Here is a 25,054-nt window from a genome sequence, read left to right on the forward strand (position 1 = left end):
AACAGGCCCCCACCACAACCGAGGAGGAAGCATGCACCGGGACGACACCCCCGCCCGGCCGATCAGCCGCCGGAACTTAATCGGCCGGGCCGGCGCCCTGACGCTGGTCACGGCCGGGCTGACGCTGCCCAGCATCGGCACCGCGAGCGCCGACACGACCATCACCACGAACCAAACCGGCACCAACAACGGCTTCTACTATTCGTTCTGGACCGACGGCGGTGGATCGGTCTCCATGACGCTGTCGTCAGGCGGCAGTTACCGGACCTCGTGGACCAACTGCGGGAATTTCGTCTGCGGTAAGGGCTGGAGCAACGGCGGCCGCAGGAACGTGCAGTACTCGGGCAGCTTCAACCCGTCCGGCAACGGATATCTGTGTCTCTACGGGTGGACCTCGAACCCGCTCGTGGAGTACTACGTCGTCGACAACTGGGGTACATACCGGCCCACGGGGACGTACAAGGGCACCGTCACCAGCGATGGCGGCACGTACGACATCTACCAGACGACGCGCTACAACGCCCCCTCGGTCGAGGGCGTCCGGACGTTCAACCAGTACTGGAGCGTCCGGCAGTCGAAGAAAACGGGCGGGACCATCACCACGGGCAATCACTTCGACGCATGGGCCCGTTCCGGAATGGGTCTTGGCACCTTCAAGTACTACATGATCCTGGCGACTGAGGGATATCAGAGCAGCGGGAATTCGAATCTCACCGTGAGCGGATGACATTCGGGTCCGAGCCGTCCCTCGCGTTCATCGCCACAGAGCCCCAGGCCGACCGCCTGGGGCTCACGCGCACGGGGCGGGGAAAATCCCGCGCCGTGGGCGGGCTCGCGTCGTTAGGATCCGCGCATGGCCACAGCCGATCACTCAGTCCTCAATGTCCTCACGGGCTACCGGCCGAAGACCACCGCGGAATGCGCCGACGTGGAGCGGGTGCGCGGCGTCATCGAGGCGGGCGCGCCCTGGGACCGGACGAGTCCCCTCCACATCACCGCCTCCGCCCTGATCGTGCACCCCGGCAGCGGCCGTGTGCTGCTGCGCTGGCACCAGCGCCACCAGTCGTGGCTGCTGGTCGGCGGGCATGGCGACCCGGGTGAGTACGACCCGCTCGCCATCGCGCTGCGGGAGGGGCAGGAGGAGACCGGGCTGCCCGACCTGACCCCGTGGCCGGACGCGGAGGTACGGCATCTGGCGATCGTCCCGGTCCCCGCGAACAGCCGGGAGCCGGCACATGAGCACGCCGACGTGCGCTTCGTGCTGGCCACCGGCGCCCCGGAGGCGGTACGGCCGGAGAACCCGGACGCGCCGCTGCGCTGGCTGACGCCGGACGAGGCGCGGATGGCGATCACGGAGGCGAACATCCTGGACACCCTGTCCCGGGTGGAGCCCCTGCTCGCACGCCGATAGCCCAATGGCCCGGCGTCATGGCTGCGTCATGGCTGCGTCATGGCTGCGGCGCGTCGAATGCCCGGGCGACGGCGAGGCTGTCCTCGTAGACGTGGTGCCGGGTGACGAGCCCGCCCTCGAGCGTGAGATGCAAGGCGAACCGCGCACGATAGGCGCGCCCGGTGGACCGGGCGGTCTGGCGGATCTCGCCCAGGACGACCGCGTCGTCCCCGTCGACGAGAATCCGCTCGATCTCGGTGGCCGCCTCCCCGGGCACATGGTGCCGGGCCAACTCCCCGAAGTGGTCGACCACATCCGCGCGGGTGGACCGGTGCCGAATCCACGGGGTGGCCGCCCGGCCGTGCTCGCCCTCCGGCCAGTCCAGCTTCCAGTCGCTGCGCTCGGCATACAGCTCGGCGATCCGCACGGGATCGCCCTCACCGATGCGGCACAGCAGTTCCTCCACCAGAGCACGGGTGGTCATGGGCGCGGCCGAGGACATGGTGATCCCTCCGATCGGAAACCTTGCGGGGAGCGATCACCATGCTGGCGATGACAGGGGCCCGGCGCGATTACGTCCGAGGTAATGCGCCCCCGTCCCATGGCGGCGGGCTCCGCTCCGGGACACGCGCCTCGCGGCCCCACCTCGGTCAGGCCACGCGCCGCGCCGCGACTCGGACGAGCAGGGCGTCCCGCACCGTGGGCCATTCGTCCGCGAGGAGGCTGTAGTACAGCGAGTCACGACGGCTGCCGTCCGGGCGCCGCATATGGCTGCGCAACGTCCCCTCGTGAACCAGGCCGAGGCGGGCCAGGGCGCGCTGGGAGCGCACGTTGAGGTTGTCCGTGCGCAGGGCCAGCCGCGCGAGCCGCAGGTCGTCGAAGGCGTGGCCGAACAGGAGCAGCTTGGACTCCGCGTTGTAGGGGCCGCCCCAGCAGGAGCGGTCGAACCACGTCGCGCCGATCTCGGTGCGGCTCTCGGCGAGGTCGAGGTCGTACATGCTGGTTGAACCGATCACCGTGCCGTCAGCGCGCCGTTGCACCGCGAAGCAGCGCCGCGTCGGGTCGGCGAGCATCTCGCCGAGCATGTCCCGGAGTTGGCCCACGCTCTCGGGGCGCGGCCGGGGCATCCACCGCCAGACCTCGGGGTCGGACGCGGAGGGGAAGAGGGCCTCGGCGTGGTCGTCGGACAACGGGATGAGGCGGACAACAGTGCCTTCGAGCGACTGGTTGTTCACCGGCACAGAATAGGCCCGCGGTCGTCGGACGGCAGCGGTGCGGCGGTTGGGGGACGTCGGCGGGGTCAGTGCCAGAGGGAGATGGCCAGGCCGAGGCCGGCCAGGGCTATGGCGATTCGGAGGGGGGTTTCGGGGAGGCGGCGGACGGCCAGGGGGCCCAGCCAGCTGCCCAGGAGGGCGCCCAGGCCGAGGGTGATGGCGGCGGGCCAGTTGACCGGGGCGACGGCTACGTAGGCGACTGCCGCCGTTACGTTGGCCGCGCCGGTGGCGATGTTCTTGACGGCGTTGGTGACCGGGAGGGGTTCCGTGGCCGTCAGGGAGAGCACTGCCAGCATCAGGACGCCCGAGGCCGCGCCGAAGTAGCCGCCGTAGAGGCCGACCAGCAGGACCGCGCACGCCAGCGGGAGGGTGGGGCGGGCGGTGTGGGCCAGGGGGTGTGAGCGGGAGGCCATGAGCCGCCGGAGCGGGTCGCGGACCAGGATCAGTACCGAGCCGAGGGCGATCAGCCACGGTACGACGGCCTCGAAGGCGGAGGACGGGGTGCCCAGCAGCAGGGCGGCCCCGACCGCGCCGCCCAGTGCCGCGATGGCGGCGAGCCGGAGGAGGCGGTCGCGCTGGCCGCGGAGTTCGGTGCGGGATCCGGCCGCGGTGCCGACGGTGTTGGAGAACAGCGCCACCGTGTTGGTCACGTTCGCGGCCACCGGCGGCAGTCCTACCGCCAGCAGCGCCGGATAGCTGAACAGCGAGGCCAGCCCCGCGATCGAACCGGCGAGCCCGGAGGCCACACCGGCCGACACCAGCAGCGCCGCGGAGCCGATGCCCATCCGTTCCCCACCCCTGTGCCTGTGCCCTGTGCGCCGCGTCGGCGGCGCCGCTTCATCCTCCAGGGAGGCTGTCTTCTATGCAAGACAGTGTTCATGTAGGCGAACACTGCGGCACAGGGGTGTGCTTTTGCGCGTGTTACCAGGTCAGGGCGGTCTGCGCGTCCGTCTGCCAGTACGTGACCTTCGCCGCGCTGTCGACGTAGACCGAGCCGCCGGGCAGTTCGACCGGCTTGGGGTCCTCGCTGCCGTCGATGAAGACCTCGAGCGAGTCGACCTTGCCGCCCTCGTCACCCGAGCCGTCCGCCGCGGAGGTGGTGATGCCCGCGTAGGCGCTCTCGCCCGGGGCGAGCATGACCACGGCCTGCGGCTTGCTGTCCTCGTTCACCGGGGTGGCGGCCTGCGCTTCGGCGCCGAACTTCAGGCCCGGGTAGCCGACCAGCTTGCAGTCCACACCGGCCTTGTTGGTCGCCTTGAGCAGCATGTGGTTGATGGGGCTCTTGACGTGCTGGACGGTGATGGCCGTCTTGTTGATGTCGCAGTCGCCGACCGGCTCGGCCTCGGAGCCGCCCCCGGACTTCTGGGTCTGGGACTTCGCGTCCTTGACGCCCGCGGCGCCGCCCTTGTTGCCGCCCTGGTTCTCCTTGCCGCCCTGGTTCTCCTTGTCGGCCTGGCTCCCCTTGCCGGCCTGGTCCTCCTGGCCGGCGTCGGACTTGCCCGCGCCCTGGTCGTCCGTGGCGGACGCGGGGGCCGTGGCCGACGAGTTCGCCTTGCCCGCGTTGTCGGAGCCGCCGTCTCCGCCCCCGCCGCACGCCGCGGTCAGGCTCAGGGCGGCAGCGGCCACGATGGAGGCGGCGATCGTACGGACGGTGCGGCCGCGGCGGTAGGCGGTGACGTTCATGGCGGGCTCCCCCAGTGGGTCGGCGGTCCGGCCGGTGTTCCGCACCGGCCCTCGGTGTGGCTATGAGCTTTCCGTGGTCCGCTGCCGTATCACTGCCGTCCCGACACCGTTCCGCTAACGCGCCGCTAACGGAACTTCCCTGTCCGCACCGACCAGTTGGCCCTCGCGCGTCACCGTGGCGCACATCACCGTTCCGCCACGTACTGGACCGCATGGTCCGCCGAGGCCCCGGCCGACCTAATGTAGGTCTTCGGTAGGGCCGTTCGAGACGCGAAAAAACAGCGCGGGAGAGGCGCGGGAGAGGGGATCGGCGATGCCGCTGGCCACCGGGGACCCGGAATCCATAGGCGGCTACGCCCTGCTCGACCGGCTCGGGGCGGGCGGCATGGGAGTCGTCTATCTCGGACATGCGGCTTCGGGGCGGCAGGTCGCGATCAAGCTGGTCCATGAGCAGTACGCGCAGGACGAGGAGTTCCGCACCCGCTTCCGGCAGGAGGTCGCGGCGGCGCGCAGGGTGAGCGGGGCGTTCACCGCCCCCGTCGTGGACGCCGATCCGGAGGCCGACCGGCCGTGGATGGCCACCCTGTACGTACCGGGGCAAACCCTCTCCGAGGTCGTACGGAGGAACGGCCCCTTGAGCGGGCGGGAGTTGCGGACGCTCGGCCTCGGGCTGGTCGAGGCGCTGCGCGACATCCACCGGGCCGGGGTGGTGCACCGGGACCTGAAGCCCGCCAACATCCTGATGGCCGAGGACGGTCCGCGCGTCATCGACTTCGGCATCTCCCGCGCCGTCGACAGCCAGACGCTCACCGTCACCATCGGGCGGGTGCTCGGCACCCCGCCGTTCATGTCGCCGGAGCAGTTGCGCAGCCCTCGGGGCGTCACGGGGGCGTCGGACGTCTTCTCGCTGGGCTCGCTGCTGGTGTACGCGGCGCGGGGCAGCAGCCCGTTCGAGTCGGACAGCCCCTATCTGTCGGGCTACCAGGTGATGTACGAGCATCCGACGCTGGAGGGGCTCCCGGAACCGCTGCGGCCCATCGCCGAGCGCTGTCTGGCCAAGGAGCCGGAGGCCCGGCCGGAGCTGGACGAGCTCCATCGCATGCTGCGCGAGCTGTCGGACTTCCCGGCGGCTTCCCCGTCCGCGGCCGACAGTTCCGCGACGGCCCACGGGCCCGGGGCGGCCCACGCCCACGGCTCCGCGGCGCCCCACGGCTCCGCGGCGCCCCACGGCCCCGCAGCGGCCGCCTTTGGCCCTCCTCCCGTATCCCCTGCCCCCGGCCCCGCCCCGGCCCACGACCCCCAGCCGCCCGCCCCCCGGCGGACCGTACCGAGGCGGGGCGCCCGGCGGCGGCTCGTCGTCACCACCGCCGGAGTGGCCCTGGCCGTCACCGGGCTGACCGTCGCCGCGGCGGTCTTCGCCCCGAAGATGACGGACTCGGGGGGCGACGCGTCCGCCACCGCCGACGCCGCGCACTCCCAGCAGCCCGCCTCGCTCCCCAAGGGCTGGCAGCCGTGGCGGACGGAACTGCGGGTCGGGGCCGAGGGGCCGCCCCTCGTCTACAACGAGCCCGGATGCGCCCCCGAGGACGGCCGGGCCCTGTACTGCGGCGGCAACGGGTTCACGGTCGCCAGGGTCGACGCCGCCACCGGCCACGTCCAGTGGCGGTGGGGCACCCGCCCCCAGCTGGTGCGGCCCATCGGGGTGCGGGACGGAATCGTCTACACCTACCGGGAGCCGGAGGGGGGCGAGCGGTCCGTGGTGGCCCTGGACGTCGCCACCCGGAAGCAGCGGTGGGAACGGAGCATCAGCGGCTCCGGCGCGGTGCGCATGTTCCGCGGCGGGGTGCTGACGCTGTCGCCGGACACCCGGGAACTCGTCGCCTACGGGCCGTCGGGGGCGCGGCTGTGGCAGTCGCCGGCGCCCGAGGGGAAGTTCTGCGAGCCGACGACGCTGGGCGGTGCACCGTACGCCCTGTGCGCGCCCATCGACTCCGACGGCCTGGCCGCCGAGGGCCCATACGACCTGCTGCGGCTCGAGCCCCCCGACGGCGAGCAGCAGCACCTCACCACCCTCCCGCGGAAGGCGCTGACCCTCGGCGCGGTCCAGGGCAAGCCGCTGTTCCTGCTCCCGCAGACCGCGAAGGAGGTGTACGACTCGGGGTACGAACGCCCGTACAACGCCATGGTGCGGGTGGATCCGCGCACCGGCGAGATCACGCGGATCCCGCTGCGGCGTCCCGTGCTCGGCAGGCCGACCCTGCTGCACGGCACCGTCTACTTCGTCCGTCCCAACGGGACGGTCACCGCGGTGGCGGCGGACAGCGGCCGGGAGCTGTGGCAGCGGGCGACGGAGACGGAGAGCCTGTCCGAGCCGGTGCTGTCCCAGCGGTACGGGCAGCTGTACTTCGCCAACCGCTTCGGCCGTCTGCTCGCGCTGGACGTGGACGACGGCAAGGAGGTGTGGCGCACGGCCGCGCTGAACGACCCCGGGACGGCGGCGCAGGACGCGGAGCCGAGGGTGATGCTCGTCAAGGACGCGATCGTGGCGACGGCCGGGGACACGGCGTTCTCCGTACGGCCGGACCGTCCGTCGGTTCATCCATCGGTCCAGCCGTCGTCCTGAGCGGCGCGCTCACATCCCCACGAGTTCGTCCAGGACGTCCGTCATCGTGACGAAGCCCAGGACCGCATCGGTGTCTGACGTCACGGCGGCCAGGTGGGCGCCGGTGGCGCGCATGGTGGTGAGGGTGTCGTCCAGCGGGGTGTCGGCGGGCACGCGGGGGACGGTGTGGACGGCGGTGCGGGGGAAGGGGCGGTCCCGGTCGGCGATGCCGAGGGTGTCCTTGATGTGCAGATAGCCCAGGATGGCGCCGCCGGGTCCGGTGACCGGGAGGCGGGAGCAGCCGGAGGCGGCCGCCGTGCGTTCCAGTTGGGCGGGGGTGACGCGCTGGTCGACGGTGACCATCTCGTCGAGGGGGACGAGGATGTCGCCGACCCGCCGGGTGCCCAGCTCCAGGGCGTCGCGCAGCCGCTCGCCGCCGGACTTGTCGAGCAGCCCGGCGTCGCTGGAGTCCCGTACCAGCCGGATGAGTTCGTCGTCCGTGAAGACCGACTCGACCTCGTCCTTGGGCTCGACCTTCAGCAGCCTCAGCAGCGCGTTGGCGAACGCGTTCACGCCGAAGACGAAGGGGCGCAGGAGGCGGGTGAGGGCCACCAGCGGCGGGCCGAGGAGGAGCGCGGTGCGCTCGGGCGCGGCGAGGGCGATGTTCTTGGGGACCATCTCGCCGATGAGCATGTGCAGATACGTGGCCACCGTGAGCGCGATGACGAACGCGATCGGATGCACCAGTGCGTGCGGGACGTGAACGGCGTCGAAGCCGGGCTCCAGCAGATGGGCGATGGCCGGTTCGGCGACCGCGCCCAGCACGAGGGAGGAGATGGTGATGCCGAGCTGGGCGGTGGCCATCAGCGCGGACAGGTGCTCCAGCGCCCACAGCACACCGCGCGCCCGCTTCTCCCCCGCCTGCGCGCGCGGTTCGATCTGGCTGCGGCGCACGGAGATCAGGGCGAATTCGGCGCCGACGAAGAAGGCGTTGGTGAGGAGGGTGAGGGCGCCGATGGTGAGCTGGACGACGGTCATCGGGCGGCCTCGGGGGGCTCGGTGGTCCGGACGGCCTCGCGGGACTCAGTCGTCCCGACGGCCTCGCGGGACTCAGTCGTCCCGACGGCCTCGGGGGACTCGTTGGTGTGGACCGCCTCGGCGGCCTCCGTGATCCGTACGCGGTCGGCGCGGTGGTGGTCCACCTTCAGGACCGTGAGCTGCCAGCCATCGTCCGTCTCGAAGGTGTCCCCGGCCGCCGGGATGCGCCCCAGGGCGGTGGCCAGGAGACCCGCGACGGTTTCGTACGGGCCCTCGGGGCCGGTCAGGCCGATACCGGTGAGTTCGTCCAGCCGTACGCCGCCGTCCGCCTCCCAGGCGCCGGGGCCGAGGGGCATCAGGCCCGGGGTCTCGTCGGTGTCGTGTTCGTCGCGGACGTCGCCGACGATCTCCTCGACGATGTCCTCCAGGGTGGCGATGCCCGCGGTGCCCCCGTACTCGTCGATGACGACGGCCATGGTGTGCGCGCGGCGCAGCCGGTCCAGCAGCCGGTCCACCGGGAGGCTGTCGGGCACCAGGAGCGGGGGCGTGGCCAGGTCGGTGACGGGGGTGGTGGCACGGCGGGCGGCGTCCAGGGCGAGGACGTCGCGGATGTGCACGGTGCCGACCACCTCGTCCAGGGTGTCGCGGTAGACGGGGAAGCGGGACCGCCCGGTGGCCAGGGTGAGGTTGGCCGCGTCGGCGGCGGTGGCGTGGGCCTCCAGCGCCTGGACGTCCACGCGCGGGGTCATCACGTTCTCCGCGATCAGCTCGCCCAGGTGGAGCGTGCGGACGAACAGCTCGGCCGCGTCCTGCTCCAGCGCGCCCTCGGCGGCCGAGTGGCGGGCCAGCGCGACCAGCTCGTCCGGCGTACGGGCGGAGGCGAGCTCCTCGGCGGGCTCCAGGCCCATGCGGCGCACCAGGCGGTTGGCCGTGTTGTTGAGGTGGTGGATCAGCGGGGCGAAGGCGGCGGTGAAGGCGCGCTGCGGGGAGGCGACGGCCTTGGCCACGTGCAGGGGGCGGGAGATGGCCCAGTTCTTGGGCACCAGCTCCCCGGCGACCATCAGCACCACCGTGGAGACGGCCACGCCCAGCACCACGGCGGCCGTCGACGCCGCGCCCTCGGGCAGGCCGGTCGCGGTGAGCGGGGTTTCGAGGAGGGCGGCCAGCGAGGGCTCGGCGAGCATGCCGATCACCAGGGAGGTGACGGTGATGCCCAGCTGGGCCCCGGAGAGCTGGAACGTCAGCCGGCGCACCGCCGTGAGCGCGCTGTCGGCCCCGCGCTCACCGGCTTCGGCGGCGCGCTCCAGGGCGCCGCGTTCGACGGTGGTGAGGGAGAACTCGGCGGCCACGAAGAGGGCACAGGCAAGGGTGAGGGCCAGCGCGAGGAGAAGCAGCAGGATCTCGGTCACCGTGCCACTCCCGTCTGCCCGATAAGGGGTGCTCTGGTGCCGGGCGGGCGGGGTGTGGCACGGGTGGTACTGGGAGGTTCGCCCATTGCGGGTCCGGTGCTCCTTACGTCGCTGGGAGAGTGCTGGGAGGGCGCTAGTAGGTCAAGTGTCCCCACACCCATAGTAAAGGTACGGTAAAGGGGCGCGCCCGTCGAGCCACCGCTACGACCCGCGCCGAAATCGGCTCCGCGTAACCTGCGGCTTTTCCGCGTTGGCTCGATTGGCCCCGGGGTTGCCTGTCGTCGGCACAGGTTTATCGGCAATACTTCCGGCCGTGGAGCAGAGCACTGGACCGATCATCCCGCCCATGCACACCGCCGGGACGGATCCGGGGTACATCCCCGGCCTGACGTCCCCGCGCCCTGCCGATGAGGAGGAGAACACCCCGGAGGACAAGGCAGCGGCGGAGCAGCCGCCGGAGGAAGTCACCGCCGAGGACGAGCCGGAGCTCGACGAGGAAGAAGGCGTCGAGGTCGAGGCGGAGTCCGACGGCGAAACCGACGCGTCGAAGGACGTCGTCGCGTCCGACGGGGAAGCGGACGACGACGAGGAGGCCGAGGACGCGGACGCGGACGGCGGGGCCGTCTTCGAGGTGTCCGACCGGCGCGGTGCGATACGGGCCGGGCGCCGAGGGGTCACATTCGAACTCGACGGCGAGAAGGCCGAGTTCGGGTGGGACGAGATCGGCGCGGTGGAGGTCGACGCCCCGCGGTTCGGCAAGCGCTTCGGGATCACCGTCTATACGACCAACCGGCGCTGGTACACCGCCGATGTCGAGGCACCGGCCCGCAAACTCCTCAAGGAATGGACGGCGGAGCTGGACGCGGTGCTCGACGCGTATTTCGAGGACTCGGAGGACGGCGAGGCCGAAGCCGAAGCCGCGGCTGAAGCCGAGGGCAAGAAGGCCGACGCGGACACCGGCACCGGCACCGGCTCCAAGGCCGACGAAGCCACGGACACCGACGCCAAGGACACCACCTCGTAGCGGCCGTCCACGCGGGTGGCGGTTCGCCCGATCCCCGCTGCGCACAACCGTATCCGGCGCCGGGAAAACGGTCTAACGTCGGATTTCAGCAGCGGAACAACGGGGGGCTGCCGCATGACACCGGATGATCCTGTGATCGGTCGCATCGGGGTGCTGCTTCTCGGCACCCGTGGTGCCAGTGGTCCCGGCGAGGTCCTGGTGCGCGTCAGGGGCGGCTCGGAGACGTTCCTCGCCTGGTCCTCCGACCCGCTGCCGCAAGGCGCGTCCGTCCTCGTGATCGACTCCCGCGGCTCCCGCCAGGTCGACGTCATCGAGTGGACCGATCCATTGAACGCGTCGTCCGGCCGGGCCGGCGGCGCCGGTTGAGGAGACGAAGGATGTTCGGTTACCGCGTACCCGCACCCGACCAGGCGATGTTGATCTCGGGTGGCAGGCGTGGACAAGGGGGTGCGCCGTTTCGCGTGGTGACCGGGCACGGCAAGTTCGTGCTTCCGGTCATCCGCAAGGTCCGCTTCCTGACGCTGGCGATGTGTGAGGCCGAGGTCGCGGAGAAGTGCGTCAGCCGGCAAGGCATAACGCTGACGGTGCGCGCGGTGATCGCGTTCAAGGTGGGCAATGACACCGAGTCCATCGTCAACGCGGGCCAGCGATTCCTCTCCGACCAGGAGCAGATGGCGGTGCTGACCGGGCGGATCTTCGCGGGTCATCTGCGGGCCATCATCGGCTCGATGACGGTCGAGGAGCTCATCACCGAGCGGCAGAAGCTGGCCACCGAGGTGCTGGACACCTCCAAGGCGGAGATGGCGAAGATCGGTCTGATCGTGGACTCGTTGCAGATCCAGTCGATCGACGACGGCGACACCGGCTATATCGACGCGATGTCCGCCCCGCACAAGGCCGCCATCCAGCGGCAGGCCCAGATCGCCCAGGCGCAGGCCAGCCAGGCGTCGGCCGAGGCGGAGCAGGAGGCGGCGCGCAACCAGGCCGAGTACGCGCGGCAGACGGCGGTGGTACAGGCCCAGTACAACGCCGAGGTGGACCGCGCCCAGGCGCAGGCCGCCCAGGCCGGACCGCTGGCGGAGGCGCACGCCCAGCAGGAAGTGCTCTCCGCGCGCACCGAGTTGGCCCAGCGGGCGGCCGATCTGCGGCAGCAGCAGCTGGTGGCCGAGATCGTGAAACCCGCGGAGGCGGAGGCCGAGCGGATCCGGGTGGTGGCGCTGGCCGAGGCGGAGCGGATGAAGATCCAGGCCGAGGCGGCGGCCTCACACGGCCGGGTCGCGCTCGACCGCATGCTGATCGACCAACTGCCGCAGATCGTCAAGGAGGCCGCCTCCGGGCTCTCCGGCGCGAACGTCAACGTCCTCAACGGGGCGGACGGGCTGGGCGAGATCGCGGCGGGCCTGGTCGGGCAGGGGCTGACCATCCTGGACGCGGTACGGCGCAACATGGGCGCCCCGGGCACGGAGGACGAGCCGAAGCGGCGGAGCGGGACGGACGACGGGGCGGTCGAGGTTCGTTAGGGGAGCGTCGTGTCCGGCGGATCTTGACGCCTGCGGCGGGCCGCGTTCCCCTCCCCGCCCCTTCCCACGCAGCGTCGATTCGCGGCTCCGCGGCGTCGGGGCTCCGCCGCGTGGCGGGGCTCTCCGCCCCAGACTCCGGGGTCCAGGGGCGGGAGCCCCTGGTAACGGGAAGGGGCGGGTAGGGGAAAGCCTCGTCGTGCGACTCCGGCACGTGGTGGGGCTCCGCCCCCTGACCCAGGACACGGGTCCAGGGGCGAAGCCCCTGCCACGCGCCGGACACCCCGTAGGCGCCCCGGGCCCGTCCGGGCGTTGCTACCGTGAGAAACCCCAGTCAGCCGAGAGGGCCGAGGAACGTGACCAGTGACCGCCCGCACCGCGTCAGCGTCGCCGGAGTCATCGTGGACGAGCGCGGCCGGGCGCTGCTGATCAAGCGACGCGACGGCAGCACCTGGGAACCGCCGGGCGGCGCGCTCGACCCCGACGCCACCATCCCGGACGCCCTGCAGCGCGAGATCCTCGAGGAGACGGGCGTCAAGATCGCGCTCCCGGCCGCGCTCACCGGGGTCTACAAGGACATGACGGACCTCACCGTCTCCCTCGTCTTCCGCTGCGAGGCCCTCGACGGCACCCCCGCCACCGGCCCCCGCACCCGCGCCTGGCGCTGGGCCACCCGCGCCGAGGTCCCCGATCTCGCCGACGAGGCGTACGCCGTGCGCGTCCTGGACGCCCTCGACACCGCCACCCCACCGGCGGTCCGCGCCCACGACGGCGTCACGCTGGTCTGACGTACGGCCCGCCCCGTCCGACGGTCGTCCGCCGGTCGTTTGACGGTCGTTTGACGTACGGCTCACGCCGCGAGCAGCCGCGTCAGCTCGTCCGCCACCGCCCGCGCCGCCGGGCTGGTCCAGCGGCGGCGGTGGCGGGTGAGCTGGACGGGCACCGGGGGGATGGCCGGGCCGTGGACCTCGGCGAGATAGCCCTCGGCGAGCTGCCGTTCCACCGTGGCGCGGGGGAGCAGCGTCAGACCGAGGCCCGCGGCGACACAGGCGCGGGCGGCCTCGATGCTGCCGAAGCGGGTGAGGCGCGGTGCCGGGCCGGGGAGGGCGAGGAGGGTGCGGACGAGGTGGTCGCTGTAGGAGCAGCCCTGTTCGTGGACGAAGAAGCTCTCCCCGGCCAGTTCGTCCCAGCCCGCCTCGCGCCCGGCCAGCGGGTGGCCGGGGGCGGCGACGTAGACGAGGGGTTCGCGGGCGATGGGGCGAGCCACCAGGTCGGCGTCGGTCACGTCCTGTTCGAGGAGCAGGACGAGGTCGAGCCGTCCCGTACGCAGCCCCTCGACGGCCGCCGCGCTGCCCGCGGGGTGTAGGTGGAGGTCGATACCGGGGTGGGTGCGGCGCAGGGAGGCGATCACGCGGGGGAGGTGCGAGGCGCACAGCGACTCGCCCGCGCCGAGGGCGACCGGGCCCTCCACCGCGCCGTCCGCGCCGCCGCCGCTTCCGGCCGCCGCCACCGCGCGCAGCCGGGCCTCGGCGTCCAGGACCTCCTCGGCCTCCGTCAGCAATCGGCGTCCGGCGCTGGTCGGCAGGGCGCCTGAGGGCAGCCGGTCGAAGAGGCGGGTGCCCAGCTCCCGTTCCAGGGTGCGTATCTGGACGGTGACGGTGGACTGGGCGAGATGGAGCTCGGTGGCGGTCGCGGTGAAGCTGCCGGTTCTCGCCAGCGCCGCGAACGTCTTCAGGAGTCGTGTGTCCACGGAGGTCAGGATAGGTGGCCTCCGACCTGCTCTCATTGGGTTTCTCGATCGGCTCCAGCGAAAGGAATCGTTGGACGCGATACCGGGCGCGGTGGAACCGTGGACGGCATGACCCCACGCACGGAACCCACCAAGTCCGCCACGTCTGTCGCTTCCACGACGCCCACCGCGCCCACCGCGCCCACCGCGTCCGCCCCGGATGTCGACGTTCTGCGCTACTCCGCCTTCACCACCCGCCCCGACGGCGGCAATCCCGCCGGTGTGGTCCTCGATGCCGCGGCCGTCGCGGACGACGACGCGGCCATGACCGCCATCGCCGCGCGGGTCGGCTACTCGGAGACCGCGTTCATCACCGAGCGGGACGAGACCGCGCGCCGCTACCGGCTGCGGTACTTCAGCCCGCTCGCCGAGGTCGCGTTCTGCGGACACGCCACGATCGCCACGGCCGTGGCCCTCGCCGAGCGCGACGGTCCGGGTGAGCTGGTCTTCGACACGGCCTCGGGCGAGATCCGCGTCGAGACCACGGCCGACGGCGACGGCCCGCCCCGCGCCACGCTCACCAGCGTTCCCACGCGCTCGCGCCCCGCCGACCCGGGTACGGAGATCGAGCCGACGCTGGCGGCGCTGGGCTGGTCCGCGGACGACCTGGACCCGGCCCTGCCCCCGCATGTCGCCTTCGCGGGCAACGACCACCTCGTCCTCGCCGCCGCCACCCGCGAACGGCTGGCGGACCTCGACTACGACTTCGACGCGCTGGATGCGGTGATGCGGCGGCGCGGCTGGACGACGGTGCATCTGGTGTGGCGCGAGACGGCGGACGGCACTACCGGGAACGCGGCCTTCCACGCCCGCGATCCGTTCCCCGTCGGCGGGGTGGTCGAGGACCCGGCCACCGGCGCCGCGGCCGCCGCCTTCGGCGGATATCTGCGGGTACTCGGCCTGGTCGACGGCCCGGCCAGGATCCATATCCGCCAGGGCGAGGACATGGGCCGCCCCAGCGACCTCCTGCTCGACATCGCACCCGACGACCCCCGGGCGCGGGTCAGCGGCCAGGCCGTCCCGATCCCGGAAACCGAGCGATGAACGGTCCCGCGGACCGTGTGAGAAGGGGAACGGTGTGATGAAGACGCGCTACTACCACCTGCCGCACCTCACCGGCGTGGACGCCCTCCGGCTGGACGAGCGCGAGGTGCCCGCCCCCGGGCCGCGCGAGGTGCTGGTCCGGATGCGCGCCTGGTCGCTCAACTACCGGGACCTGATGATCGCGTCGAACACGTACGGACGAGCCCTGAAGCCCGATGTCGTACCGCTGTCGGACGGCGCGGGCGAGGTGGTGGACGCCGGTTCCGAGGTCACCCGGTGGCGGGAGGGCGACCGGGTCGCCGGGATCTTCATGCCCGGCTGGCTCTCCGGCCCGCCCGCCGCGCGGAAGACGGCGGGCGCACTGGGCGGCCCGGCGGACGGGGTACTCGCGGAGTACGTCCTCTTCGACCAGGAGGCCCTGGTCGCCGCCCCCGCGCATCTCGACTTCGCCGAGACCGCGACCCTGCCGTGCGCCGCGGTGACCGCATGGCACGCGGTGGCGGTCACCGGTGGGCTCGCCCCCGGCCAGACGGTGCTGACGCTGGGCAGCGGCGGAGTGTCCCTGTTCGCCCTGCAGTTCGCCGCGCTCGGCGGGGCGCGGGTGCTGGCCACCTCCAGCGACGACGCCAAACTGGAGCGGCTGCGCTCGCTCGGCGCCGCCGACGGCGTCAACTACGCGCGCACCCCCGACTGGGGCCGCGTGGTGGCCGAGGCGACCGACGGTGGTGTCGACCACGTCGTGGAGGTGGGCGGCGCGGGCACCCTGCCGCAGTCGCTGGAGGCCGTACGCGTCGGCGGGCGGATCAGCCTCATCGGCGTACTGTCCCGGGACGGCGGGGCCGACCCGTCCTCGGTGCTGCTCAAGGGGGTCACGCTGCAGGGGATGTTCGTGGGCAGCCGCGAGATGTTCGAGCAGATGAACCGCGCGATCGAGCACCACCGACTGCGCCCCGTCGTCGACCGCGCCTTTCCGTTCGCCGATGCGCCCGCCGCGTACCGGTACTTCGCGGGGCGGGGGCACTTCGGGAAGGTGGTCATCACGGACGGGTGACGACGCTCTCGAAAGCTGGTGTCAACGCCCCGCCTCCGCCGCCCCCGCGGCGTCCGTCGCGGCCTGGACGAGGTTCCCCTCCAGGCGCTCCAGGGTGCGTAGGGCCGCGTCCCGCTCCTCACCGGAGAGGCCCGCCGTCGACATGTCCTCCAACTGGCTCCAGATCCGCTCGACCTCGCGGCGCAGGGCTTGGCTGGCCACCGTGGGTTCGATGATCGTCGCGCGCTTGTCGGTGGGCGAGGGGCTGCGGCGGACGAAACCCGCCTGTTCCAGGCGCCGGACGGTACGGGTCATGGTGGCGGCGTCGGAGTCCAGCAGCCGCACCAGGTCGGTCTGCCGCTGCGGGCCGAGCTCCCACAGATGCATCATGACCAGCTCCTGGCCCGGATGCAGGCCGATACGGCGCAGCAGCTGTCCGGCGAGCATGCGGTGCAGCCGGGCCAGGCGGAAGATCGCGTGACTGACCGGCCCGCCACCGGCCGCGGTCGGCACCGGGACAGTGGCCTCCTGCCCCGTCACCGCAGGCCCCTTCCCGGCCTCCGGCGTGGAGTGCGTCATCTCATCCTCGCTTTCCTGCTTGGGCAGGGTAAGCGTACCTCCTGAGCGGCACCCTCGCCGGGGTCCGCAGCCATCGATCCCCATATGGCCAGGTAGAAGCATGTAACCCACCTCACACTCAACGCCAGGAATGGCTCCACGGCATTTACTTGTTCGGCTAGGTGATTTACTTGTTCAGACAGGCATCACCCACCCCAAGGCCCAAGGAGGAGCCATGACCACCCCCTTCGATCCGATCGTCCTGGGCGGCAAGCACCTGGCCAACCGCGTCGCGATGGCGCCGATGACCCGCAGCCGCGCCTTCGGGCCCGGCGCGGAGCCGACGGAGCTGATGGCGACGTACTACGCGCAGCGCGCCGGCGCCGGGCTGATCGTCACCGAGGGCATCCAGCCCTCTCCGGTCGGCCAGGGCTACCCCGACACCCCCGGCCTGCACACCCCCGGGCAGGTGCGGGCGTGGCGAACCGTGACCGAGGCCGTGCACCGGGAGGGCGGCGTGATCTTCGCGCAGTTGATGCACACCGGGCGGGTCGGACACCCGAGCCTGCCGCCCGACGGACTGGTGCCGGTGGGGCCGTCGGCGGTGGCCGCCACGGGCCAGGTCTTCACCCATGAGGGGCCGAAGGACTTCGTGACGCCGAGGGAACTGAGCGAGGCGGACATCCGGCAGACCATCGCCGACTTCGCCGACGCGGCCCGCAACGCGGTCGAGGCCGGGTTCGACGGAGTGGAGATCCACGGCGCGAACGGCTATCTGATCCACCAGTTCCTCGCGCCCAACTCCAACCTGCGCGCGGATGGCTGGGGCGGCGACACCGAGGGCCGGATCCGCTTGGCCGTCGAGGTCACCACGGCCGTGACCGAGGCGATCGGCAGCCACCGGGTCGGCCTGCGGATCTCGCCCGGGAACCCGTACAACGACATCGCCGAGGACACCCCGGACGAGATCTACCTCGCCCTGCTGGACCGGCTCGCCGCTCTGGACCTGGCCTATCTCCACCTGCTGGAAGGGCCGAACCGGGAACTGACCGCGCGGCTGCGGAAGTCGTGGCCGGGCCCGTTCATCATCAACCCGTTCACGCACCCCGACGCCACCGGGCCCGAGGCGCTGAAGCTGATCGAGGACGGAACCGCGGACATGGTCGCCTACGGGGCGCTGTTCCTGGCCAACCCCGACCTGCCCAGGCGGCTGGCTGCCGGGGGCCCGTTCAACACCCCCGACAAGGCAACGTTCTACGGCGGCGACCACCGGGGCTACACCGACTACCCGGCCCTCACCACCTGATCGGCACGCCCAGCAGTCATGGGTCCGCTACGGGAGCCCGTGCAGCTTGGCGATCAGCCGCCGCAGCAGGGCCACCCGGTCGCTGCCGCGCGGCCGGCAGTCCTCCAGACGCCGGACGACACCCCGCGGCACGTCCTCGACCCCGACGGCGTCCACGACCTTGTCGAGCGCGTGGATGCCCCAGTACTGGCTGAAGGCGAGCGGCTCCCTCACGACGGCGTCCGTGAGGGCGGCCAGCGCGTCCGCGTCCGGCACCGCGTACAGCCGCGCGTACGCGGCCAGGCGCAGACCGCCGTCCGGCGAGGTGAGCCAGCCGTCCAGGTCGGGGTCGGCGACCCGCTGGGTGGCGCGCACCAGCCGGGCGAAGATGCCGTTCATGCGCTGCGTACGGGCGGACCCGCTGAACATCGACGTACGGACCTCGAGGTATTCGGCCGCCAGCCGGCGCACATCCGTCAGCGCCGTGGCGCCGCCGTCTGCCTCGGGCCCGTCGTCGCCGCTCCCCACGAGAGCGGCGTCGGCGATCCGCTCGGCCGCCTCGATGCGCCGCTCGACCGCCTCCTTGAACTCCAGGCGCACCCCGCCCGGCAGTTCGATGCTGGTGAGCAGATCGCGCAGCCACGGCACGACGGCGACCACCAGGAGCGCCACGGTGACGTTGTCTATCTTCAGATCCGGCGCCAGCACATGCGTGACGGCCACCGCGATGGCCACACAGCTCACCACGGACGCGACGACGAACCGCCGCCGCCCGGCCCGCCCCGAATACCCCTGGCCCTCCCCGGGCTCCCCCTGCCTCATGCGCCCCAGCATGCCCCAACCGGGCCCGACTCAGGCGGGGTACGCGTGTCCCGCCCGGCGGCAAACCCCGTCCGGCCAGACATCCGCTACAGCCATTACCAGGAAGCGCGGTCATGACTGACCTCAAGTGGCGCAAGTCCTCCTTCAGCACGGACGTCGGCGCCCACTGCATGGAACTTTTCACCACCTCCGACGGCATTCGCATACGCGAGAGCGATGAGCCCGAAGCGGTGATCCGTACGCCCCCCGCCGCGCTCGGCGTCCTCATACGTGCCATAAAGACTGGCCGCCTCGACCGCGCCTTCCGAGCGCGGGCCGGATTTCAGGTGCAGGCATCGTCTCGCGCGCTTCGCGCGATTGAGCAGCGGGGCAGGGGGCAGGGGACGCAAGGCGCGTTGCCGACCGCCGGGCCGGTGGGGGCTTGCGCCGCGACGGCAACCGCGCCCGGTGGCCGATGCCAATCCGGAGCGCGGCCCGGCGGGACGGCCCCTCCGGGTGCCCCCTCCGAAAATACTTGATCTGAAGCAACTACCTTGTCAAAGGTTTTCGGGAGAGGTACCGCCCTGCGGCGTCGAGTACGACGGTGGACCGTCCAGGCACGGCTGATGGGTGGTCCAGCGTCGCAGTGGATACGGAGTCCGGCGGTCCGGCGACGGGCCTCGCCCCCCGCACACGGATTCCGCCACCGGCGGCCGCTCCCACCGGCCCGGCGACCGGCGGTCGACCCGCGCCCCCGCCCCCTGCCCCGCTGCTCAATCGCGCGAAGCGCGCGAGACGGCGCCGCACCCGGCCCATGCGCCGCACCCGACCCATGCGGCACCCCCGCCGGAGGCGGCCCGTCGGGCGAGCCGGACGGCCCCAGGCCGACAGGACGGCGCTCCGGCTACGCGGCGGGCAGGGGCCACGCCCCCGAGGGATCGCCAAGCCACACCCGGTGGCATCGGCCGTGACCGTCAGACCGAAGTCGAACAGCCCCCCGCTTCTTCGCCCGCGTCCTGGACCTCACCGGCACCCCGCCGGACGAGGCGGTGTACGTGGGGGACCACCCCGCGAACGACATCCGCCCGGCAAAGGCGGCGGGACTGCGCGTCGCGCATCTGCGGCGCGGGCCGTGGGGCCATCTGTGGTCCGGCACCGCGGAGGCGGCCGCTGCCGACTGGCAGATCGACTCGCTGCACGATCTCGTGCGGCTCGCCACCGGATGACGCAAGCGGCCCCGCCGCGGCAAGGCCGCTCGCTGCCGACTACAACCTCATGTACTGGCTCATCCGCCCAGGAGCCGCGCAGCACTGGCAACGGATCCGGCAGGTGCAGACGCTCGGTGCGGGCCGCCTTGAGACGTCGTACATCGGTGTTCCGCTCATTGACGGGATCAGCGGGCCGTATCTGCATTGGCGCGTTCCGCTCGGGCCGGAGCGGTGTCTCACCGACGCCAATCGGCTTCGCGAGGCGCTGGTTCGGGCGGTCGTCGCCGAGCTCGGGATCGGGGAGGGGGACGACCTGTGACCCACGACCGTTCAGCCGCCCAGCAGTCGCTCGCGGCAGTGCACGGTATCGAGATGCCGGACGCGGACACGTTGACCGGGCCCCAGCTGGAGGGCTGGGACTGTGCGCTGTGTGGGCGGCGGTTGATCGCGGATCAGTTGCTCGGGACGGTCGCGTGGACCTGTGGCAGTGTGGCGGAGCCAGGTCACGCCGGATATGCGTGGGTCTGGGTGGCCTTCAGCGTGGCCCAGACCGTGCGGCCCGGGTGGAGGGACAGTTCGGCTACCGCCGCCGTCGTGAGGTCGGCCAGGAGGGGGAGTTCGCCGGTGAGGTCGACGCGGATCTGGTCGCCGTGGGACTCCATACCGGCCACCTCCAGCCGCCACAGGTTGCGCGCACTGGACTCGGGGCGGTCGCGGTGGAGGGTGACCGCGGCCGGTGGGAAGGCGACGAAGACCGGGCCGGTGAGGTCCTCGGTGGTGGTGATGGTGGTGCCGCCGTCGAGCGTCACGGTGTGGCCGTCGGCGCGGCCCTGGTAGAGGTTGAGGCCGACGAGGCTGGCGATGTAGTCGGTACGGGGGCGGCGGGAGATGTCCGCCGGGGCGCCCTCCTGGACGGTACGGCCGTCCTCCACGACCACGAGCCGGTCGGCCAGCACCATCGCGTCGAGCGGGTCATGGGTGACCAGGACGGCCACCGCCTCGAAGTCGGCCAGATGGCGGCGGAGTCCGGCGCGCACGTCGAGGCGGGTGCGGGCGTCGAGCGCGGCCAGGGGCTCGTCCAGGAGCAGCAGCCGGGGGCGGGTGGCCAGGGCGCGGGCGAGGGCGACCCGCTGGGCCTGGCCGCCGGACAGGGCGCGGGGTTTGGCGCCCGCGCGGTCGGTCAGGCCCATCCGGTCCAGCCAGTCGGCCGCCTGCGCGCGGGCCTCCGCCTTCGGCACCCCGTGGCAGCGCGGGCCGAAGGCCACGTTGTCGAGCGCGGTGAGGTGCGGGAAGAGCAGATAGTCCTGGAAGACGACGCCGACCGGGCGGTGTTCGGGCGGTGTCCGCAGCCGATGCGACGGCTCCTCCAGGGTCCGGCCGTCCAGCCGCAGCGCGCCCTCGGTGAGCGGGGTGAGTCCGGCCAGGGCGCGCAGCGCGGTGGTCTTGCCCGCGCCGTTGGGCCCGAGCAGGGCGACCACCTCGCCGGGCGCCGCCGACAGTCGTAGATCGAGCCGGAAGTTGCCCCGGTCGACGACGAGCCGGGCGTCGAGGCCGTCGGTGTGCGGCGTGGCCTCCTCGGTGGGGGAGGTGTCCGTGTTGGTCATGAGGCGGCCATCCAGCGGTCGCGCAGCCCGGCCAGGACCGCGATGGAGACGGCGAGCAGGACGAGGCTGAGCGCGATCGCGGCGGCCGGGTCGCTCTGGAGGGCGAGATAGACCGACAGCGGCATCGTCTGCGTACGGCCGGGGAAGTTGCCCGCGAAGGTGATCGTGGCGCCGAACTCGCCCAGCGCCCGCGCCCATGCCAGCACCGCCCCGGCCGCCACACCGGGCGCCACCATCGGCAGGGTGACGCGCCGGAACGCGGTGAAGCGCGAGGCGCCGAGCGTGGTAGCGGCCTCCTCGTAACGCGGATCGGCCGCCCGCAGCGTGCCCTCGACGCTGATCACGAGGAACGGCATCGCCACGAACGCCTCCGCGACCACCACCCCCGCCGTGGTGAACGGCAGCGTCACGCCGAACGCCGAGTCCAGCCACCGGCCCACGATCCCGTTACGGCCCAGCGCGAGCAGCAGCGCCACACCGCCCACCACGGGCGGCAGCACCAGCGGCAGGGTCACCAGGGCGCGCAGCAGCCGGCGGCCGGGGAAGCGGGCGCGGGCCAGCAGCCAGGCCAGGGGTACGCCCAGGACCAGCGCCACGGCGGTGGCGGCGGTCGCGGTGATCAGCGAGAGGCGGAGCGCCTGCCACACCGCGACGCTGGTCAGCTGGTCGGGCAGGCTCCGCCAGGGCGCACGGACCAGCAGCGCGACCAACGGAAGCACCAGGAAGACCAGGCCCGCGAGGGCGGGGAGCAGGAGCGGCAGCGGGACGCCCGCGCGGAGGCGGGGGGTGCCCGCGCGGAGGCGGGGCGTGCCCCAGCGTCGCCCTTTGCTACCGCTCAGAACCTCCCGGGGGCCGGTTACCTCCGCTGGCTCGGCCTCGGCGTTCCGCTCCGTCACGGCTTGAGGAAACCTGCCTGGCCGAGCACCTTCTGGCCCTGTGCGGACTTCACCAGGTCGATGAAGGCCGTGGCCGCCTCCGCGTTGGGGGCGTTCTTCAGCGGGGCGATCGGATAGTCGTTGATGGCCTGCTTCGACTCGGGGAACTCCACGCCCGCGACCTTGCCGCCCGCCGCCTTCACATCGGTCTTGTAGACGACGGAGGCGTCGACCTCCTTCAGCTGCACCTTGGTCAGCGCGCCCTTGACGTCCTGCTCGTACGAGACGGGCGTGAGCTTGAGCTTGGCCGCGGTCAGCGCCTTCTGGGCCGCCGAGCCGCACGGCACCTCCTTGGCGCACAGCGCGACCTTCAGCCCGGAGCGGGTGAGGTCCTTGAGCGTCTTGATCTTCTTCGGGTTGCCCTGGAGGGTCGCGATCTCGAGCTGGTTGCGGACGAAGGTGGCCGGGGTGCCCTTCGCGTCCTTGGCGTCGGTGACGGTCTTCATGGTCTTCGGGCTCGCGGCGGCGAAGACGTCGGCGGGCGCGCCGGACGTGATGCTGGCCGCGAGGGCGTCGCTGCCGCCGAAGTTGAAGGAGACCTTGGTGCCCGGGTGCTCCTTCTCGAAGGTCTTGCCCAGCGCGGTGAAGCTCTCCTTCAGCGAGGCCGCCGCGAACACGGTCACCGTGCCGGACAGGTTCTCTGAGGAGGAACCGGAACCGGAGCTGGACTTCTTGGAGGAGTCGTCGGAGTCACCGGAGGAGCAGGCGGTGAGCGCCACCACGGCGAGCGCGAAACCGCCCACCGCACGGTAGGTCCAACGGACTCGGGGTCGGGATCCGGTAACGGAACGGGTCGTCATGGAGTCTGTCTCCGCCTCTCTGCCTCTGCCGCCTCTGCCACTGCCGCCCTCGGCGCGCGTGCTCACGGCGTTTCCACGACCACGTTGGTCGACTTGATCACGGCGACGGCCGGAACGCCCGGCTCCAGCTTCAGCTCCTCCGCCGACTCCCGGCTGATCATGGACACCACGCGGAACGGGCCCGCCTGGATCTCCACCTGCGCCGACACATCGCCGAGGATCACCTCGGTGACGATCCCCGAGAAGCGGTTGCGGGCCGAGGAGCCGGGGTGGTCGCGGTCCGTGCCGCCGGCGACCTCGCGGGCGAACGCGGCGAGCGCCGGGCCCGGGATGATCCGGCGCCCCTGCTCGTCCCGTTCGGCGGTCAGCCGTCCGCTGTCGACCCAGCGCCGCAGGGTGTCGACGCTGACCCCCATCAGGGCCGCGGCCTCACCGATCCGGTACGTATGCATCCGCCGATGGTAGCGCCGCATCTGCGAGCTGGTACATGGTGATCAGGTGGTATCCGTCCAACGATTCGGGTACGAAGGCTGGCATCTGCGCGAGGGGTGGGAGCTCAGGGTTCGTCGTCCGCGTCGGCTCCGGGCTCCTCGTCCGCCATCTCGGACAGCTCCTCGTCCGCCAGCTCCGCCAGTTCCCCCAGCGTCACCGGCGCCGCGAACGGCCGTGCCGAGAGCGGCCGCAGATCCTCCGCCGTGGCCGGGCGGCCGGTCAGCGACGCGGTGACGGCGGCGACCGCGAAACCGCAGATCCGGCCCTGGCACCAGCCCATCCCCGGGCGGGCCAGGAGCTTCATGGTGCGGGGGTCCTCGGCGCCGAGGTCGTTACGGGCGCGGCACAGCTCCCCGTAGGTGACCTCCTCGCAGCGGCAGACCACCGTGCGTTCGGTCAGCCGGTCGGTCCACCCGTCGGGCACGGGGTAGGTACGGTGCAGCGCGGCGGCGAAGGCCCGGCCGTGGCGGATCGCGGTGCGCAGCCGCCGTACGGCGCGCGGATCCACCGGCAGCCCGTGGGCCGCCGCCAGCGACAGGGCGGCCAGCCGCCCCTCGGCGACGGCCGGCGCGGCGCCGCCCACGCCCGTGGTCTCCCCGGCGGCCAGGACGTCCGGGACGGTGGTGCGCTGCCGGGCGTCGACCACGGCGACGAGGGAGCCGTCGAGGTCGCGGCGGGTGGCGGCGCCGACCATCAGGGGCAGTTCGAGGGCGGGGGTGAACCCCCAGCCCAGCGCCACCAGATCGGCCTCGAGCACCTCGCCGCCGTCGAGCCGCACCCCGCGCACCCGGTCCTCGCCCAGGATCTCGGTGACCGTGGCCCGGGTCCGGTACGGGATGCGGTGGCGGGCCATGAGCGCCGCGTACCGCACCGCCTCGGCGGACTTGGCGGGCGCCCGTACCGCACCGTCCAGGTGGCGCAGCCAGCCGTGCGCCGGGTTGGCCTCGCACACGGCGAGGACCCGCACCCCCGCCTGCGCCAGGCCCGTCGCCACCGGCAGCAGGAACGGGCCCGTGCCCGCGACCACCGCACGCCGGCCCGCCACCGTCCGATGCCCCTTCAGCAGCGCCTGGACGCCTCCGGCCGCCATCACCCCGGGCAGTTCCCAGCCGGGGAGCGGCAGTTGACGGTCGTACGCGCCGCAGCAGAGCACCAGCGCACCGGCCCGCACCCGGTCCCGTTCGACGGGGGCCGTGTCGTACGGACCGTTCAGGCGCAGGGTGAACGGTCCGCTGTCCGGGCGGGGACGGTCGATCAGCCAGACCTGGTGGCCGGGGAGGTAGTGGAGGCGGCCGATGCCGCGCTGGTGGTCCAGCCGGGCGCGGAGGCGGGCGAAGAGCCGCCCGTGGTGGTGGGCGGGGGGCGTGGAGTGCTCGTCGTGGCGCCAGTACTGGCCGCCGGGCAGGCGCCCGGCGTCGATGAGCACCACGTCCAGGCCCGCCTCGGCGGCCCCGACGGCGGCGGCGAGCCCGGCGGGGCCCGCGCCCACGACGGCTACGTCGTACGTCGGCCGATCAGTCGCCATCGCTGCCATCACCACCACGATCGCCCGCTACGCCACCGGCCACACC

The 25,054-nt window shown here is 72.5% G+C and carries 26 protein-coding genes and 1 pseudogene; 13 read left to right on the top strand and 14 right to left on the bottom strand.

Annotation, left to right across the window (positions count from 1 at the left end):
- The first annotated feature begins 31 nt into the window (after positions 1 to 31).
- A complete protein-coding gene (locus LIV37_RS24705; RefSeq protein WP_020869822.1) occupies positions 32 to 727 on the top strand; it encodes a glycoside hydrolase family 11 protein in 696 nt (231 codons plus the stop codon).
- Positions 728 to 853: 126 nt separating this feature from the next.
- Complete coding sequence (locus LIV37_RS24710) at positions 854 to 1,411, top strand: NUDIX hydrolase (protein WP_020869823.1); 558 nt, start codon at positions 854 to 856, stop codon at positions 1,409 to 1,411.
- Between the two features lie 37 nt (positions 1,412 to 1,448).
- Here LIV37_RS24710 and LIV37_RS24715 read toward each other — a convergent pair whose 3' ends face one another.
- From LIV37_RS24715 to LIV37_RS24730, 4 genes are all read right to left on the bottom strand, one after another.
- Complete coding sequence (locus LIV37_RS24715) at positions 1,449 to 1,892, bottom strand: nuclear transport factor 2 family protein (protein ID WP_020869824.1); 444 nt, start codon at positions 1,890 to 1,892, stop codon at positions 1,449 to 1,451.
- Positions 1,893 to 2,040: 148 nt separating this feature from the next.
- The gene (locus LIV37_RS24720) at positions 2,041 to 2,625 is read right to left on the bottom strand and encodes a GNAT family N-acetyltransferase (RefSeq protein ID WP_243146170.1); all 585 of its coding nucleotides are present in this window, start codon (positions 2,623 to 2,625) and stop codon (positions 2,041 to 2,043) included.
- A gap of 65 nt (positions 2,626 to 2,690) precedes the next feature.
- Positions 2,691 to 3,449, bottom strand: coding sequence for a sulfite exporter TauE/SafE family protein (locus LIV37_RS24725; RefSeq protein WP_020869826.1), 759 nt, complete (start codon positions 3,447 to 3,449; stop codon positions 2,691 to 2,693).
- Between the two features lie 136 nt (positions 3,450 to 3,585).
- Entirely contained in the window at positions 3,586 to 4,347 is a 762-nt protein-coding gene (locus LIV37_RS24730) for a DUF4232 domain-containing protein (RefSeq protein WP_121825294.1), read from the bottom strand.
- A 313-nt stretch (positions 4,348 to 4,660) separates the two neighbouring features.
- Here LIV37_RS24730 and LIV37_RS24735 point away from each other — a divergent pair, with 313 nt between their 5' ends.
- Positions 4,661 to 6,970, top strand: coding sequence for a protein kinase domain-containing protein (locus LIV37_RS24735; protein WP_020869828.1), 2,310 nt, complete (start codon positions 4,661 to 4,663; stop codon positions 6,968 to 6,970).
- Positions 6,971 to 6,979: 9 nt separating this feature from the next.
- Here the strand turns inward: LIV37_RS24735 and LIV37_RS24740 are convergent, their stop codons facing one another.
- Positions 6,980 to 7,987, bottom strand: a complete 1,008-nt coding sequence (locus LIV37_RS24740) for a hemolysin family protein (protein ID WP_020869829.1) — start codon at positions 7,985 to 7,987, stop codon at positions 6,980 to 6,982.
- On the bottom strand, positions 7,984 to 9,396 hold the full coding sequence (locus LIV37_RS24745) for a hemolysin family protein (protein WP_020869830.1): 1,413 nt from the start codon (positions 9,394 to 9,396) through the stop codon (positions 7,984 to 7,986). The genes LIV37_RS24740 and LIV37_RS24745 overlap by 4 nt, the downstream gene beginning before the upstream one ends.
- Positions 9,397 to 9,709: 313 nt before the next feature.
- On the opposite strand from LIV37_RS24745, the gene LIV37_RS24750 reads away from it, so the two are divergent.
- The 4 genes from LIV37_RS24750 (at position 9,710) to LIV37_RS24765 (ending at position 12,725) form a co-directional block, all read left to right on the top strand.
- Complete coding sequence (locus tag LIV37_RS24750) at positions 9,710 to 10,420, top strand: hypothetical protein (protein ID WP_148717803.1); 711 nt, start codon at positions 9,710 to 9,712, stop codon at positions 10,418 to 10,420.
- A 114-nt stretch (positions 10,421 to 10,534) separates the two neighbouring features.
- Positions 10,535 to 10,786: a hypothetical protein gene (locus LIV37_RS24755; protein WP_121824552.1), complete on the top strand. Its 252-nt coding sequence runs from the start codon at positions 10,535 to 10,537 to the stop codon at positions 10,784 to 10,786.
- 11 nt (positions 10,787 to 10,797) lie between these two features.
- The gene (locus LIV37_RS24760; protein WP_121824551.1) at positions 10,798 to 11,940 is read left to right on the top strand and encodes an SPFH domain-containing protein; all 1,143 of its coding nucleotides are present in this window, start codon (positions 10,798 to 10,800) and stop codon (positions 11,938 to 11,940) included.
- Positions 11,941 to 12,293: 353 nt separating this feature from the next.
- Positions 12,294 to 12,725 carry an NUDIX hydrolase gene (locus LIV37_RS24765; RefSeq protein WP_020869834.1) on the top strand — a complete coding sequence of 144 codons (432 nt, stop codon included), beginning with the start codon at positions 12,294 to 12,296 and terminating at the stop codon, positions 12,723 to 12,725.
- A 62-nt stretch (positions 12,726 to 12,787) separates the two neighbouring features.
- On the opposite strand, the gene LIV37_RS24770 is transcribed toward LIV37_RS24765, so the two are convergent.
- Entirely contained in the window at positions 12,788 to 13,687 is a 900-nt protein-coding gene (locus LIV37_RS24770; protein ID WP_020869835.1) for a LysR family transcriptional regulator, read from the bottom strand.
- A 108-nt stretch (positions 13,688 to 13,795) separates the two neighbouring features.
- On the opposite strand from LIV37_RS24770, the gene LIV37_RS24775 reads away from it, so the two are divergent.
- Positions 13,796 to 14,770 (top strand): PhzF family phenazine biosynthesis isomerase, encoded by a 975-nt coding sequence (locus LIV37_RS24775; protein ID WP_121825293.1) that lies wholly within the window; start codon positions 13,796 to 13,798, stop codon positions 14,768 to 14,770.
- A 37-nt stretch (positions 14,771 to 14,807) separates the two neighbouring features.
- On the top strand, positions 14,808 to 15,821 hold the full coding sequence (locus LIV37_RS24780; protein ID WP_020869837.1) for a zinc-dependent alcohol dehydrogenase family protein: 1,014 nt from the start codon (positions 14,808 to 14,810) through the stop codon (positions 15,819 to 15,821).
- A gap of 21 nt (positions 15,822 to 15,842) precedes the next feature.
- Here the strand turns inward: LIV37_RS24780 and LIV37_RS24785 are convergent, their stop codons facing one another.
- The gene (locus LIV37_RS24785) at positions 15,843 to 16,379 is read right to left on the bottom strand and encodes a MarR family winged helix-turn-helix transcriptional regulator (RefSeq protein WP_020869838.1); all 537 of its coding nucleotides are present in this window, start codon (positions 16,377 to 16,379) and stop codon (positions 15,843 to 15,845) included.
- 214 nt (positions 16,380 to 16,593) lie between these two features.
- Here LIV37_RS24785 and LIV37_RS24790 point away from each other — a divergent pair, with 214 nt between their 5' ends.
- The gene (locus tag LIV37_RS24790) at positions 16,594 to 17,664 is read left to right on the top strand and encodes an alkene reductase (RefSeq protein WP_020869839.1); all 1,071 of its coding nucleotides are present in this window, start codon (positions 16,594 to 16,596) and stop codon (positions 17,662 to 17,664) included.
- A 27-nt stretch (positions 17,665 to 17,691) separates the two neighbouring features.
- Here LIV37_RS24790 and LIV37_RS24795 read toward each other — a convergent pair whose 3' ends face one another.
- Positions 17,692 to 18,465, bottom strand: a complete 774-nt coding sequence (locus LIV37_RS24795; RefSeq protein WP_148717802.1) for a hypothetical protein — start codon at positions 18,463 to 18,465, stop codon at positions 17,692 to 17,694.
- Positions 18,466 to 18,578: 113 nt separating this feature from the next.
- Between LIV37_RS24795 and LIV37_RS52135 the strand changes: the two genes are divergently transcribed.
- From LIV37_RS52135 to LIV37_RS24810, 3 genes and pseudogenes are all read left to right on the top strand, one after another.
- Complete coding sequence (locus LIV37_RS52135; RefSeq protein ID WP_121824550.1) at positions 18,579 to 18,983, top strand: DUF397 domain-containing protein; 405 nt, start codon at positions 18,579 to 18,581, stop codon at positions 18,981 to 18,983.
- 456 nt (positions 18,984 to 19,439) lie between these two features.
- Positions 19,440 to 19,670 (top strand): annotated as a pseudogene (locus LIV37_RS24805) (HAD family hydrolase); the annotation flags it as partial.
- 49 nt (positions 19,671 to 19,719) lie between these two features.
- Positions 19,720 to 19,971: a hypothetical protein gene (locus LIV37_RS24810; protein ID WP_020869842.1), complete on the top strand. Its 252-nt coding sequence runs from the start codon at positions 19,720 to 19,722 to the stop codon at positions 19,969 to 19,971.
- 184 nt (positions 19,972 to 20,155) lie between these two features.
- Here LIV37_RS24810 and LIV37_RS24815 read toward each other — a convergent pair whose 3' ends face one another.
- The 5 genes from LIV37_RS24815 to LIV37_RS24835 all read right to left on the bottom strand — a co-directional run bounded on the left by LIV37_RS24815 (position 20,156) and on the right by LIV37_RS24835 (position 25,008).
- Positions 20,156 to 21,256 (bottom strand): ABC transporter ATP-binding protein, encoded by a 1,101-nt coding sequence (locus LIV37_RS24815; protein WP_020869843.1) that lies wholly within the window; start codon positions 21,254 to 21,256, stop codon positions 20,156 to 20,158.
- Complete coding sequence (locus LIV37_RS24820; protein WP_121825292.1) at positions 21,253 to 22,095, bottom strand: ABC transporter permease; 843 nt, start codon at positions 22,093 to 22,095, stop codon at positions 21,253 to 21,255. Before LIV37_RS24820 ends, LIV37_RS24815 begins: the two co-directional genes overlap by 4 nt.
- Positions 22,096 to 22,148: 53 nt before the next feature.
- A complete protein-coding gene (gene modA, locus LIV37_RS24825) occupies positions 22,149 to 22,991 on the bottom strand; it encodes a molybdate ABC transporter substrate-binding protein (protein ID WP_185057989.1) in 843 nt (280 codons plus the stop codon).
- A gap of 62 nt (positions 22,992 to 23,053) precedes the next feature.
- Positions 23,054 to 23,443: a TOBE domain-containing protein gene (locus LIV37_RS24830; RefSeq protein WP_185057990.1), complete on the bottom strand. Its 390-nt coding sequence runs from the start codon at positions 23,441 to 23,443 to the stop codon at positions 23,054 to 23,056.
- Positions 23,444 to 23,547: 104 nt separating this feature from the next.
- The gene (locus LIV37_RS24835) at positions 23,548 to 25,008 is read right to left on the bottom strand and encodes an FAD/NAD(P)-dependent oxidoreductase (RefSeq protein ID WP_243146169.1); all 1,461 of its coding nucleotides are present in this window, start codon (positions 25,006 to 25,008) and stop codon (positions 23,548 to 23,550) included.
- Positions 25,009 to 25,054 lie beyond the last annotated feature (46 nt).

The organism is Streptomyces rapamycinicus NRRL 5491 (genome assembly GCF_024298965.1).
Lineage (GTDB): Bacteria > Actinomycetota > Actinomycetes > Streptomycetales > Streptomycetaceae > Streptomyces > Streptomyces rapamycinicus.